Raw genomic sequence first — 12637 nt, forward strand, 5'->3', positions numbered from 1 at the left:
TGGAATGCCCAGTATGTCACAGGATGTGCGGCACCTACGACATGCGAGAGGACCTTGTGTCATCTCGACATCTGGCAATACGAGACCATCGTGCACTGCGCGCTGCCCAGGGCCGACTGCCCCAAAGACGGCGTGCATGCCGCAAGGATGCCCTGGGAGGTGCGGCCGAACTCGCACTTCACCGCCCTCTTCGAGGCGCAAGTGATAAATGATGGCGCTCTCAGGAATGAGTGTGACGACGATAGCGCATCTGATGCACGAGACCGACACACGCATATGTAGGTTGCTGGGCAAGGCCGTCGACGAGGCGAGGGATGCCGCCGGCTACTCGGATGTCGTGCGCGTAGGGATAGACGACACCGCAAGAAGGCGCAACCAGAGCTACATCAGCATCATGGCCAACTTCGACCATCAGCGCGCCGTGTCCGTCACGCAGGGCAGGGACAAGGGCGCCGTGGGCAGGCTCTGAGACGAGCTTAAGGAGCACGCAGGGGACCGCACGAAGGTCTTAGAAGTCACGCGCGATATGGCCGAGGCATACTCGCTGTGGGCCGCCGCCAAGATGCCCCAGGCCGCACAGAGCGTGGACAGGTTCCATGTGGCGCAGCTCCTGATGAGGGCGACAGACCCTTGAGCCCTGTCAATATAATGGACAGAGGAATCTCAGATTTTTTATGCGGTCTGCATCGCCTCCGGATCGTATGCAAGGTCCCTCTCGAAGCGCTCAAAGAACTCCTGCATCACCTCTGCGGGCACGCGATCTCCTATGGACTTATGCGGGCGGAAGCGGTTTTAGTACGACTCGATTAAACTCGTGTGCCTTGTGCTTGGTCGTGGATACATCGAAGAGGCGCTCAAGGTAGTACCACTCGTTCTTGAGCGTGGCGAAAAGCGATTTGGCGACTGTATTGTCGTGGTAGCTTCCGGTTCTCCCCACGGAGAGCCTCACGTCGTGCTCGGCTGAGCAGGCGGTCAGCTCTGAGCTCGTGTACTGGCTGTCTGCGCTGCTTAGAATATGGCCCCTCCGGCCACGTATCCGCGCGAATATGCCATCTTCAGGGCAAAGACGACAAGCCCTGCCCTCATGTTGTCCTGTATGCTTCAGCCCACCACCATGTGTGTGCACAGATCGTGTGCGACGGCGATATATATAAAGCCTGCCGTGGTCTTGAGATAGGTTATATCGCCCATAAGCTTGGCTGTCGGCACAAGACACGAAAAGTCGCACCGGGTGAGGGCGCTGCGCTCGGGGGCGTGCAGATCGGGCAGCGTCGTCCTCTTGGAGGCATTGGATTAGATGTCGCAGATGTCCAAGCTCAGCCATGCACCTGCGCACGCGGTAGCGGGTCGTGCCTGTAAATTTTACGTACTGCGGGTCACCTGTGAGCTTGGATCAGACCTAGCAAAAGCTAAAGCGCCTGTCGCTTTCCTCCCATATCGCGCAGATGGCTTCCTTGAGGGGACCCCACGGGTCCTCACCGCCTCCGGCCTTGAGCCATCTGTAGAAGCCGGATCTGCTCACCTCAGTACGCGTGCCATCATCGAGACGCTGTAGGTTGCCCTCTTCTCCAGCATGAGCTAAAATCTGTCCTTCGTCGGAGGCTTCCGGCGAAGAAGGCTACCACTTTTTTAGGAACTTATTCTCGCTTTCGAGCTCGTGTATGTGCCTGTTCACTGCATCGAGCTGCTTGTGCTCGTCGGTTCTTGCCTGGGTCACCCTTCCGGTCTTGTTGTGCTTGATAATCCAGTCGTTTAAGGTCTTGTCGTTGGCCTCAAGCTTCGCGGCGCATCCCCTGATGCTCTTCTTCGGGTCGGCCTTACGCGCCTTCCTGTAGTAGTCGACAGCCTCGAGGCAATACTCCTGCAGTGTAGTGACTGGGTGTTTCCGGCTTCGTGCGGGACTTTGCCTTCTCTATCTCGCTTGCGCTCACCGACATCTCATCTATCCAATCTGCTGACTGTGCTGGGTGGGTATCTGGACAGAGCATATCTGTTGCCAGTCCCTGAATCCCACTGTCCACCAAGAGATTACAGCTCATGCGCCTCCCGCATGAGCAGCGCCGTCGCGAGCCTGAGCGCAGACTCCGGGCTCGGGAAAACACCGACCGCCCACGAGCGGCGCTTGATCTCGCGGTTGAGGAGCTCGAGGTAGTTCAGCGTGCGGGTGCAGCGGCGCATGTCGCCGGCGGGCAGTGCCATCACGGTCACATCGTGTCGTCGAAGCCCTCGAGCAGCTGCTCGATTGCCCTCGGGGCCCTCTCGCGATAGTCGGTGGCAATCTCGTCGCGCCTGCGCTTGGCCGACGCCCTGTCAGGGCAGTTGAACATCTCAGCGAGCTTACTGCGCAGCCCGGCCCTGAGCCCCTTCGGGGCGGCCTCGGCCACGTTGTGCAAGAAGTGTGCCTGGCAGCGCTGCCAGGCGGCCCGGGCAGCGCCGAGTGGACGGCCGCCACCAGCCCCTCGCAGGCGTCGGAAGTGGCCACTGCTTACTTTCAATAAGAAGTGACCAGAAGGGATGTGTTTGATAGCCTCGGTGTTGCGGGTTGGGACTGCGGTGGTGATCCTGGACCAAGAAAAGGCTGCACGGAGGACCGCATGTACAGCGCAGAGCAGCGCAAGCTGGCAATCGAGACCTGCATCAAGTTCTATCTGAGCGCGGCGAACACCGTTGCCGAGCCCGGCTGTCCGACGAGGCGTTCGCTCGGGGCCTGGTGCAAGGACTATCTGGAGCATGGGGAGGCCAGGCCCAGAAGCGGCAGCGGGAGCCTAGGTTCGCCCTGCAGATGGGGCAGGCTGCCGTGGACTGCTGCCTCGCGCACGGAAAGAGCCTTGCCAGGACCATGCACAGGTTGGGCTATCCCGCCAGCAGGGAGTACCTCTGCGATCGGACCGGCGGGCCCGTCCCCGGGCAGAGGAGATGCAGGGGCCCGAACCCGAAGCGGGACCCTGTTCCCATCGAGAAGAAGGTGCAGGTCATCGCCGAGCTGGAGGCGAGGACGGGGCCTGCCGCGCAGATCGCCGAGAAGCACGGCGTGTCGAGGACGGCGCCCTACGCCTGGCGAAGGGAGATAATGGGCGATAATGGCGGGGAACCCGAAACGAAGGGAGAGCCCGCGAGCAAGGAATATGACGACCTGCCAGACGACATCGAGGTCCTGCAGGACATACTGCGCGAGGCGAAGATACAGCTCAGGCGGGTGCAGCTCGAGCTGGACGTGCGCCAGGCGACCCTCGAGACAGCAAAGAAAGACCAGGGCACCGACCCAGAGCTGCTGACGAACGAGGAGAAGGCGGCGATGGTGGAGGCGCTGAGGGCTGAATACAGGCTCTGCGAGATCCTGCCCGTGGTGGGCATGGCCAAGAGCAGCTACGAGTACGCCAGGAACGCCCAGGTCGAAGGCGAGAACGAAGAGCACGCCGCAGCCAGGAAGGCCTTGGTCAAGGCGTTCGAGGCCAGCGGCGGCACATACGGCTACAGGCGCGTGTACGCCCAGGTCAACGCCGATGCGGGGGACGGCGCGGCGATCGGCGAGTGGACGGTTCGCGACATCATGAGGGACGAGGGCCTGGTCGCCTGCGCCGCCAGGAAGAAGCGCTGCTGCAGCTCGTACGAGGGCGAGATTTCCGAGGCGCCCGAGAACCTGCTGCGCGACGAGCGGGGCAGGCACCACTTCCATGCTGGCGAGCCCAACGAGCTGTGGATCACCGACGTGACCGAGCTCCGCATCCCCGCCGGCAAGGCGTGCCTCTCGCCCATCGCGGACTGCTCCGGCGGCATGCCGCTGAGCTGGCCGATCTCCACGTCGCCCGACGCCGAGATGGCGAACTCGTCCCTGATCGGCGCGTGCGGGTGGCTTAGCGAAGGGGACCATCCCAAGATCCGCCCGGACCGCGGCTGCCATTGCCGCTGTCCGGGATGGATAAGGATATGCGATGAGAACGGCCTGGCCAGATCGATGCCGGGGAAGGGATGCAGCCCCGACAACGCGAGGCGCGAGGGCTTCTTCGGAAGATTGGAGATAGAGTTCTTCTGCGGCTGCGGCTGGGCCGGGGCTGCAATCGGGGAGTTCATGGGCATGCTCGATGCCTGCCTCAGATGGTACAGGGATGTCAGGATAAAGGGCGGCCTGGATTGCAGGAGCCCCATGCAGTACCGCAGGGACTTGGGCCTGGCAGCGTAGGATGGTCTTGGTCCAAGATTCTCACCGCAGTCCCAACCCGCAACTCCGAGGCTATCAAACGCAGACGTGGGAGGGCGTGGAGGTGTCGGCGCAGAAACACACTGTGCTTCTGCGCCGACAGGGCGCTTTCGACGTGGGCGAGGATAGGGGATGGAGCAGCTATCCCCGTCGCAGCGGATGTCGGAAGGGCGCCATCGCCCAAGGTCACGCCGCTCCCGCGGGAGCGGCGTGACCGGCGGGCAAGACAGCCTTTCGAAGAAAAGCGGCGAGCAGGGCTTACCGCGCAAGATCGTCGTCCACCGCATGGGCATGCGACACGGTCGCCTCGGCGAGCTCCCATACCAAACGCCCCAGGAGGCACATCGCGGCGTACGCAGCGTCCCTCGGCGCGGAGGAGAGGTCGACGTGCTCCAGTATCGCCCAGATGCCCCTCTTCGCGAATGAGACCTCTCCGAGGCCCGCGTTGCCGCAGGCGTCGTGGGCCCACCTTATGGCATTTCCCCCGGTCCTCGCGTCCGCTTGATGCGGCAGCCATGCTACGACGGACAGGAGCGATTGGTGGAAATGCGTCGCGGGGATTCTCCGGGCAAATGACGGGAATGCGGCGCCGGTACCGGCGCCCCGTGAATCGTGACGTCCGGCGTCCGGGCGCCTTGCGTCGGACCCGCCTTGGATGGCGGTCGAATCGGTCACCTGGCAGGAGTGTCGCACGCATGCCCCGAAGCCGGCACGCTACGATCCCGGAAGGCGTCGGCCGCGCCGGATACGAAAGGCAAAAATTAGGCGGAGGCGCTCTCGCGTCCCCGCCACATAAAACCCTCTAGGGTTTTGCGATCTGTATTCACTATACCCATTCAGAACCAGCGGTCAACCAGCTCGGCGAGGAATTCCATGGACGCCTCCGCAGAGGCGTCGGGGCGTGTGACGGAGAGCACGGCCCTCACGTCGTCTGCCAGGGGACGGAGACGCGCCGAGGCCTCGTCGGCGAGCGCGGTCCCCCCGGCCATGCGCCTGTGGAGGAGCAGGAGTGTCGCCATCTGCTGGAGTCGCGGGTTTCTCATGCGCGAGGAGCGCGACCGCTTCGAAAACCCCGCCTCGCGGAGAGCGATCGTGAGCTCGCTTGGCGCCGGCCTCGCAACGTGGCCGTTGGTTCCGAGCCCGTTGATGATGGCGGCCGAGTGGGCGCAGGCGTTGCGGACGTCCCTGGCCTTCTTGAGCATGTAGTGCTCGTCGAGCATCGCCGCGTCGCCCCAGCGGTTCGCGCAGAAGCGGTAGACGTCCGCGACGGTGCCGAAAGAGGAGAGCTCGAGCAGCACCCATATCGGCATCTCCCCGGAGTAGTGCCTCTGGAGGTCGCCTGAGTACTCGTCGCGCCGAAGCCTCGAAAGTTCCGCCGCCCTCCGGGAGCGCTCGGAGGGGGAGAGCGCCGCCATGTAGTCGCGCACGATGGAGTGGCCATCTTCGGAAGGCCGCCTCGCCACCTCGTCGAGCACCCGCGCCTTCGCGAGGTGCTCCGCGTCGAGCGCGAGCGGCAGGAGCGCCGCCCTGAGATCCCGGTCGAGCCGCTCGAGGTCGACCAGGTCGCAGAAGTCGAGGTTCGCGTACTCGCCGTCGTGCGCCCCTCCGACGCGCCTGGGGAAGAGCGTCCTGTACGCGTACGTGGCGAAGAGGTAGGACTCCCGCGAGAGGTAGCGCATGGCGTCAGCCTCGCCCATGCGCTCGAACGCGACCCCCTTGCCCCTGAGGAAGGCTATCTGCCCCTCGGGCTCGAGCTTCGGCTTCCCGCCCTTGTTCTTTTGCTCCATTCCAAAACCCGCCCATCTGGTCGTCCTGCGGCTGGTGATGTCGTATTCTACGGCCTACGAGAGCCCCGCGGACATGATTCTGCCCATGAGGTCCATGCTCACCTTCTTGCTGTCGGCGAGCGCGTCCGCGTAGACGTTGAGGGTCATCGCGGCGTTGGAGTGGCCGAGGATGGCGCTCACGGTCTTCACGTCCACGCCGGAGCTGATCGCCATCGTCGCGAAGGTGTGCCTGAGGTCGTGGAACCGCGGCGGCTCCCCCTGGGAGCCCACGAGCCTCGCCACCCTCACGAACGCCCTCCACTCCTGCCCGAGCGCCATCGGGCTCTTCCAGGCGCCGGTGACGGCGTTCCCCACGACGAAGAGTCCCTCGTCCCAGTCGAGGCCCATGGACTCGCGCTCGCCGTGCGTCGCGCGTGTCCTCGCCTCCAGCACGCGGGCAAGCTCGTCGCCGTAGGGGATGGTCCTGGCCGAGCTCCTCGTCTTCGGGGTGGAGAGCGCGAACGTGCCGTTCGCCCTCGTGAGGGCGTGCGAGACGCGGATCTTGCGGGACACGCGGTCGACGTCCTGCCACCTGAGGGCGCATATCTCCCCCTGCCTCATCCCCGTCATGAGCGCGAGGAGCACTGCGGTCGAGAACGGGTCGGCGACGCTTCCCAGCATCTGGTTGAGCTGACGGACGCTTGCGGCGTCGAGGGAGTTTATCGGCTTCGTGGGCCTCTTGGGCGCGTCGACGAGGTCGAAGGGGTTGGAGGGTATGTCGCCCAGCTTGCGCGCCCTGATGAAGGCGGTCTTGAGGAGCACGTGGGTGTGCGAGACCGTGTTCCCGCCGTAGCCGTCCTGCACCATGTCGCGCTCGAACTCCTGGATCTGCCGCGCGGTGACCTGCCCCACGGGGGTCTTGCCGAGCTCGGTGCCCAGGAGGTGCCTCGCGTACCAGCGGTAGCCGTCGGCCGTGGAGGCGAGGATGTTGCCGGTGGACTCCTTCAGGTCTATGTAGTCGAGGACGTAGCGGTAGACGGGCGTCTCGCAGGAGACGGTGCCGGAGAGCTCCTCGTCCTTCCGTACCTCCTCGTCGCGCCACTCCCGCAGGAGCTGCTCGGCGACGCCCCTGCCGCGGTTGTCCCTCCTCACCTTCCCGTTCCTGCCGACCTTGTCCTCGTAGCACGGCACCTGGGTGGAGCGGGTCATTTTGTGCTGCCTGCCATCGTCGTCCTGCCAGCTGATCGCGAGGCGCCACTTCCCGAGCCTCTGGTTCTTGTACACGTAGCCTCTGCTGAGCTTCCTCGCCATCGTTCCTCCCAAATATTGGAACCATCCGCCCGCGGGGGAGGGGCCCTCGCAGGACACAAAGGACACACATAGGACACCGTGTCCTATTTGTGTCCTGCGGACGACTTTACATGTTGGGGGCTGTGGTCGCCTCATGTTCGCCAAGGTCGGCAAATACCCAGTTAAACAGCACAATTCGTGGAAGTGATGTCCTTTGTTGTCTATTGACATTCATCAAGGATTGCGCCCTGGGGGTCAAGGGGTCGCTGGTTCGAATCCAGTCCACCCGACCACGAAAGCGCAGGTGGGAAGGGGTAAAACCCGACCCACCTTTTTCATTTGGTGCCAAAGCAACCCATCCCACTACATAAGCCGCTTTTCAACATGCAGGCGCCATTCCTCTTTATGCAGAATCAGGATAGATGGTTCAAGTTTCGAGTTTTGTAAAAATCTGACCAGCGCATTTGTAAGCGGCCAGTTCGAAGCTTGAACCATTTGTATATTTGGCAGGGCAAGAAGGTTCAAGAAGCGGCGCACTCGTGCAAGCTGAGGCTGCGGAAATAACATGTGATACGTGAGCAAAACTTGCCAAATTAGACAAAATAAAACACCATGTAGCTTTAGGTTTATGATTACTTTTGGCGCAAGGTATATTTTCCTTATGAGAGAGGCATAGCGTTGGATTTCAAAGAACTGGCAAAGCAGTTCATGGGTTTTGCAGCAGTCGGTGTCGTAGCATTTGTCATTGACTACGCATTGTTGATGCTGCTCAGCCAAATGCTTCTATGGGATCCCGTTATTGCAGCTTTTGTGTCCTATATAGTTTCTACCATCTTCAACTACCTAGCTTCAATGCGCTTTGTCTTTGAGCATCGTGATGATATTTCTCGCAAAAAGGAATTTACACTTTTTGTGGTGTTCTCACTCATTGGCCTTATGCTAAATGAGATTATTATTGCGATTGGTACCTTCTGGCTTGGCGTTGGTCCGGGGGCGGTTACCTTCAGCAAGCTTTTGGCTACCGTTATTGTGTCTATCTGGAACTTCATCAGCCGTCATCACTGGTTGGATGCGAGCAATCGCTCATAGCAAGAGGGGAGCGCTTATGACGCCCGAATGCAAGCGTGTCAAAATCATGTGCCTTGTCAGTTTATTTCTTGGCATCGCTGAGCTTGTTGGCTCTTGGTTAATTCCTGCGCCCTTCGGTGCTTCTATTACCATAGTCTTTGTGCCTATGGCAGTAGGACTCCTTTCGCTGATTATGGGAGTTCATGGAGCACGCGCTGCTAATGTTCCACAAAAAGCAGCTGGTCTGCGTGTATTTGCGCTGATTATTTTGCTTTTGACCTGTGGCGCGTTTGGCCTGGCAGTTTATATGGGACATGGTCTATCCTTGGCGGCATACGTGATTGTTCCTGCAGCTGTGGTAGATTTGCTCATCTTGGTTTTTTCTTTCCAGACCAAACGTGCCCTTGATCGCGCTTAGTATTTTTACGATTTCGTGTGCTCAGCTTTTTTGTAGCGCCTAAGGGCTACATCTGATATAGTGTCTTGCGCACGGGCGACTAGCTCAGGGGTAGAGCGCATCCTTCACACGGATGAGGCCGCTGGTTCGAAACCAGCGTCGCCCACCACAAATGTTCGGGCCAGGGACTTTTGCCCCTGGCCTTTTTGCTACGGGAGATGGTCCATGTCTTCAATGAATGAAAAGGACTATTACGCGATTCTTGGTGTGGCAAAAGAGGCTACAGGAGATGAGATTCGCAAGGCTTTCCAACAGAAGGCCCGCAAGCTTCATCCCGACGTCAACAAGGAGCCCGACGCTGAGGCACGCTTCAAGGAGGTCTCAGAGGCTTATGCGGTTCTCTCTGATGACAATAAGCGCCGCCGTTATGATGCAATGAGGTCTGGTTCTCCCTTTGCGGGAGCGAGCTCTGGCGCCCCAGCTGGATCTTATTCCGACTCCTATGGTGACCCCTTTAGTTGGGGATTTCCCTTTAGTGGTTTTGATGGCGCTTTCCGCAGACAGACCAGTACTGCCCAGCGTTCGCGTTCATACAATCCCAAAGCTGGCGCCGACATCATCTTCCAAATTGATATCGATGAAAAACAAGCTGCGCAAGGTGTGCGTCGTGGCATTACCTACCAGCGCTATTCGACCTGTAATGCCTGCCATGGTTCGGGTTCCGTGCATACTGAGCATCCTGAAACCTGTCCGACCTGCAATGGTAGTGGGCGCATATCACTCAACCTAAGTGACTTTATTGGTTTTGGTATGATGGAGATGGTCTGTCCCGAGTGTCAAGGTACTGGTCAGGTTGTAGCAGATCCTTGCTCTGCTTGTGGTGGAGCAGGACGCGTGTTGACTGCAAGTGAAGTTGTGGTTGATATTCCTACAGGTAGCCATGATGGCGATACTGTACGGGTGCCTGGTAAGGGCAATGCAGGTACCAATGGCGAAGCAGCGGGTGATTTTGTTTGTCGTGTAGGAGTGCCCGCCGAGCAACTTGATGGTCGTGCAACCATGGGCTTTAGGAGTCTTGGGCTTTTCATTCCTTTCTTATTGCTCTATGCGCTTTCCAATCAGCAAACCCTACTCATTGGGCTTGTTATTGCACTTGGTCTGTTCCTCTTTGTGGTGATATCAAGTGGTGGATTCAAACATGGAAAGTATTGGTGGCGCAATGCGTGGCGCACACTTGTGCAAGGCGCTTCATCTGTGCTGCCTATCGTGTTTTTCTTCCTAATCATACGAATTTTTACGACATCTGTTTTGGCCTGCTCGACACTAGGACGTTTTTAAAAATTGAATCTTTTGTATCAGCACAGCCATTTTGGGGCATAAGTTGTGCGAGTAAACGTTTTTGTTGGGGGATAGTACTGTGGTACAGAAGGATTATTACGAGTTGCTCGAAGTTGAGCGAGATGCTGATGCAAAGACAATTAAGAGAGCCTTTTTAAAAAAAGCACGTGCTCTGCACCCTGATGTCAACAAAGAGCTAGACGCTGAGGAGCGCTTTAAGGAAGTCAACGAGGCCTATGCGGTACTTTCTGATGAGCGCAAGCGCGCAAACTACGACCGCTATGGAACTGCAGATGGCCCCAGTGGTTTCGGCTCTGATTATGTTGATATGTCCGATATCTTTGGCGGCGGCTTTGGCATCAACGATATCTTTGATTCATTCTTTGGCGGGGGTGCTTCTGGAGCAGGTCGTCCCACTCGTACACGTGGCCGTGACATGGGTATTACGCTACGTATTAGTCTTGCTGAGGCAGCTGCTGGCTGTACAAAAACTATTTCGTACGAGCGTCTTGCGCCTTGTGATGATTGCAATGGTAGTGGCGTTGCGGAAGGCGGACATGAGGCTACCTGTGAGCGTTGTCATGGTACCGGGCGTGTAGTAGAGGTGCAACGCACTATTTTTGGTCAGATGCAGACCCAGGCCACCTGTCCTGATTGTCAGGGCTCAGGCAAGGTTGTTGATCACCCCTGCGAAACCTGTGGCGGCCAAGGTCGCACACCTTCTCGTGAGACGGTGGATATCGATATTCCTGCTGGGGTGTACTCAGGTCAGACCCTTAAAGTTGAGGCCAAGGGTGAGGCTGGCGTTCGGGGTGATAAGTCGGGCGATCTTGTAGTTGCTATCGAGGTTTTAGAAGACGAGCACTTTGAACGCCAAGGCGATGATTTGTACTGTGAGTTGCAGATTGATGCGCTTGAGGCAATAGTTGGCTGTTCGCGCGATATCGATGGCATACTTGAGGGCGAGACCGTACACATTACCGTACCTGCTGCCTGTCAGTTTGGTCAGCAAATTCGTGTAAAACGTCAGGGCATGCCTCGCCGTGTTGGTAAATCTCGTGGTGACCTCATTGCTGTTGTGCGTGTTGTTGTGCCCGATAATCTCAACCATCAGCAAAAAAATGCCATACGCGATTTGATTAAGCAGCGCGAGACAAAGTCATCCTCTCGCATGAAGACAAAAAAGTAAGCGAATAGTTCTATGACTGCACCTAAAGTTGCCTTTCACAATTTGGGCTGTCGACTAAATAGGTTGGAGCTTGATCTTATTGCCGATGAGCTAGAAGATGCGGGTTGCGTGATTGTGCCTGAGGATGAAGCAGATGCAATTGTGGTCAACACCTGTGCCGTTACTAACGAAGCAGAGGCAAAATGTCGTAAAGTGGTTCGACGTTTGAGCGGGCTTGAATCTCATCCTCTTGTCTTTGCGACTGGTTGTGATGCAAGTTTGTTTGGTGATGAGCTACAAGCACTCAGTTCCTCTGTGCGTGTGGTGACCGAAAAATCTATAGTTGCTGCGGAGCTTTTAGCCGAGCTAGATAGTGACAATGATTTTAATTCTCATATAACTCATCACCCTGCGAGCGTAACTCCTACGGGTCGTACTCGTCCAGGTATCAAAATCCAGGATGGCTGCGATAACCGTTGCACCTACTGCATCATTTGGAAAGCGCGCGGTAAAGCACACTCTTTGGCTCCTGAACAAGTACTAGATTCTATCTGTAAAGCTGTGTCAGGAGGTGCAGCTGAAGTTGTGCTTTCTGGTGTAAATCTTGGCAGTTATCGTATGCCTAACTCTCAAAATGCCAGCGATTTGCCTGCTTTACTGCAACGCATTTTGCAAGAAACCAAGGTAGAACGCATCCGCTTATCTTCGATAGAACCCCCTGATGTCACAGAGGAACTTGTCGATGTGATGGCGAAATCTAATGGTCGCATTGCGCCTTTCTTGCACATATGTCTTCAAGCTGGCTCTGATAGGACTTTACGACGCATGGTGCGTGTGTATGATACGCAGTTGTATCGCAAGGTAGTGCAGTGTGCTCGTGCTGCTATGCCAGAGCTTGCGCTGGGTTGCGATCTTATTGTGGGCTTTCCTGGCGAGACTGATGAGGACTTTGAGGCGAGTCTGGCATTTTGCGAAGAAATGCAGTTTGCAAAAATGCATGTTTTTCGTTATTCCAAACGTCCAGGTACCCCTGCGGCAACGATGCCCAATCAAGTGCCTGCACAGCTTATGTCAGAGCGTGCTCGCAGGATGCGCAAACTTGCTCATAGAATGCGTCGCCAGCAAGCAGAGCTTTGTCTTGGTCGCGAGGAGCTTGTGGTGGTGCAGTCGGAGGGGCGAGGTACATCTGGTGGTCTTTTTGATGTGCTCATAGATCCTTGTGTTTCTGTAGGCTCTCTGGTGCGCGTGGTGCCTCATAGTATCTGCGAAGATCTTAGCTTGGATGCACGGACGATTTAACAACTTGCTGATATGCAAATGTGCTAGGCGTGGTACATTCAATTCCATAAAACAACTTGTCTTTGGATTTTAATTGAATTCAGAGGCAGTTATGAGGCAGTTATAGCTATACC

At 57.8% G+C, this 12637-nt stretch carries 11 protein-coding genes, 1 tRNA gene and 2 pseudogenes; 10 read left to right on the top strand and 4 right to left on the bottom strand.

What is annotated here, in order from left to right:
- Positions 1–226 precede the first annotated feature (226 nt).
- From ACO5JD_RS01500 to ACO5JD_RS01510, 3 genes and pseudogenes are all read left to right on the top strand, one after another.
- Positions 227–469, top strand: a complete 243-nt coding sequence (locus tag ACO5JD_RS01500; protein WP_484987177.1) for a hypothetical protein — start codon at positions 227–229, stop codon at positions 467–469.
- 24 nt (positions 470–493) lie between these two features.
- Positions 494–634, top strand: a pseudogene (locus ACO5JD_RS01505) (transposase); the annotation flags it as partial.
- A 672-nt stretch (positions 635–1306) separates the two neighbouring features.
- Positions 1307–1555 carry a hypothetical protein gene (locus ACO5JD_RS01510; RefSeq protein WP_484987179.1) on the top strand — a complete coding sequence of 83 codons (249 nt, stop codon included), beginning with the start codon at positions 1307–1309 and terminating at the stop codon, positions 1553–1555.
- Between the two features lie 479 nt (positions 1556–2034).
- On the opposite strand, the pseudogene ACO5JD_RS01515 reads toward ACO5JD_RS01510, so the two are convergent.
- Both ACO5JD_RS01515 and ACO5JD_RS01520 read right to left on the bottom strand, forming a co-directional pair.
- Positions 2035–2154, bottom strand: a pseudogene (locus ACO5JD_RS01515) (transposase); the annotation flags it as partial.
- A 50-nt stretch (positions 2155–2204) separates the two neighbouring features.
- A complete protein-coding gene (locus ACO5JD_RS01520; protein ID WP_484987364.1) occupies positions 2205–2384 on the bottom strand; it encodes a hypothetical protein in 180 nt (59 codons plus the stop codon).
- A gap of 398 nt (positions 2385–2782) precedes the next feature.
- Between ACO5JD_RS01520 and ACO5JD_RS01525 the strand changes: the two genes are divergently transcribed.
- A complete protein-coding gene (locus ACO5JD_RS01525) occupies positions 2783–4180 on the top strand; it encodes an IS3 family transposase (RefSeq protein ID WP_484987181.1) in 1398 nt (465 codons plus the stop codon).
- Positions 4181–5034: 854 nt separating this feature from the next.
- On the opposite strand, the gene ACO5JD_RS01530 is transcribed toward ACO5JD_RS01525, so the two are convergent.
- Positions 5035–5985, bottom strand: a complete 951-nt coding sequence (locus ACO5JD_RS01530) for an Abi family protein (protein ID WP_484987183.1) — start codon at positions 5983–5985, stop codon at positions 5035–5037.
- Between the two features lie 54 nt (positions 5986–6039).
- Positions 6040–7275, bottom strand: a complete 1236-nt coding sequence (locus ACO5JD_RS01535) for a tyrosine-type recombinase/integrase (RefSeq protein WP_484987185.1) — start codon at positions 7273–7275, stop codon at positions 6040–6042.
- Between the two features lie 687 nt (positions 7276–7962).
- Here ACO5JD_RS01535 and ACO5JD_RS01540 point away from each other — a divergent pair.
- The 6 genes from ACO5JD_RS01540 to mtaB all read left to right on the top strand — a co-directional run bounded on the left by ACO5JD_RS01540 (position 7963) and on the right by mtaB (position 12524).
- The gene (locus ACO5JD_RS01540) at positions 7963–8343 is read left to right on the top strand and encodes a GtrA family protein (RefSeq protein ID WP_035438614.1); all 381 of its coding nucleotides are present in this window, start codon (positions 7963–7965) and stop codon (positions 8341–8343) included.
- 16 nt (positions 8344–8359) lie between these two features.
- The gene (locus ACO5JD_RS01545; RefSeq protein ID WP_035438530.1) at positions 8360–8740 is read left to right on the top strand and encodes a hypothetical protein; all 381 of its coding nucleotides are present in this window, start codon (positions 8360–8362) and stop codon (positions 8738–8740) included.
- A gap of 73 nt (positions 8741–8813) precedes the next feature.
- Positions 8814–8888: transfer RNA gene (locus tag ACO5JD_RS01550), tRNA-Val, on the top strand.
- 56 nt (positions 8889–8944) lie between these two features.
- A complete protein-coding gene (locus ACO5JD_RS01555) occupies positions 8945–10057 on the top strand; it encodes a DnaJ domain-containing protein (RefSeq protein WP_484987188.1) in 1113 nt (370 codons plus the stop codon).
- Positions 10058–10136: 79 nt separating this feature from the next.
- Complete coding sequence (dnaJ, locus tag ACO5JD_RS01560) at positions 10137–11246, top strand: molecular chaperone DnaJ (RefSeq protein ID WP_484987190.1); 1110 nt, start codon at positions 10137–10139, stop codon at positions 11244–11246.
- 12 nt (positions 11247–11258) lie between these two features.
- Entirely contained in the window at positions 11259–12524 is a 1266-nt protein-coding gene (gene mtaB, locus ACO5JD_RS01565; protein ID WP_484987192.1) for a tRNA (N(6)-L-threonylcarbamoyladenosine(37)-C(2))-methylthiotransferase MtaB, read from the top strand.
- Positions 12525–12637: the final 113 nt, after the last annotated feature.

The organism is Olegusella sp. (genome assembly GCF_057238325.1).

What these genes read in the sequence shown, in the direction of transcription:
- ACO5JD_RS01540 (WP_035438614.1), top strand. Translation starts at nt 7,963, where the DNA reads ATGGGTTTTGCAGCAGTCGGTGTCGTAGCATTTGTCATTGACTACGCA.
- ACO5JD_RS01530 (WP_484987183.1), bottom strand. Translation starts at nt 5,985, where the DNA reads ATGGAGCAAAAGAACAAGGGCGGGAAGCCGAAGCTCGAGCCCGAGGGG.
- ACO5JD_RS01545 (WP_035438530.1), top strand. Translation starts at nt 8,360, where the DNA reads ATGACGCCCGAATGCAAGCGTGTCAAAATCATGTGCCTTGTCAGTTTA.
- mtaB (WP_484987192.1), top strand. Translation starts at nt 11,259, where the DNA reads ATGACTGCACCTAAAGTTGCCTTTCACAATTTGGGCTGTCGACTAAAT.
- ACO5JD_RS01510 (WP_484987179.1), top strand. Translation starts at nt 1,307, where the DNA reads ATGTCCAAGCTCAGCCATGCACCTGCGCACGCGGTAGCGGGTCGTGCC.
- ACO5JD_RS01525 (WP_484987181.1), top strand. Translation starts at nt 2,783, where the DNA reads ATGGGGCAGGCTGCCGTGGACTGCTGCCTCGCGCACGGAAAGAGCCTT.
- ACO5JD_RS01535 (WP_484987185.1), bottom strand. Translation starts at nt 7,275, where the DNA reads ATGGCGAGGAAGCTCAGCAGAGGCTACGTGTACAAGAACCAGAGGCTC.
- ACO5JD_RS01555 (WP_484987188.1), top strand. Translation starts at nt 8,945, where the DNA reads ATGTCTTCAATGAATGAAAAGGACTATTACGCGATTCTTGGTGTGGCA.
- ACO5JD_RS01500 (WP_484987177.1), top strand. Translation starts at nt 227, where the DNA reads ATGAGTGTGACGACGATAGCGCATCTGATGCACGAGACCGACACACGC.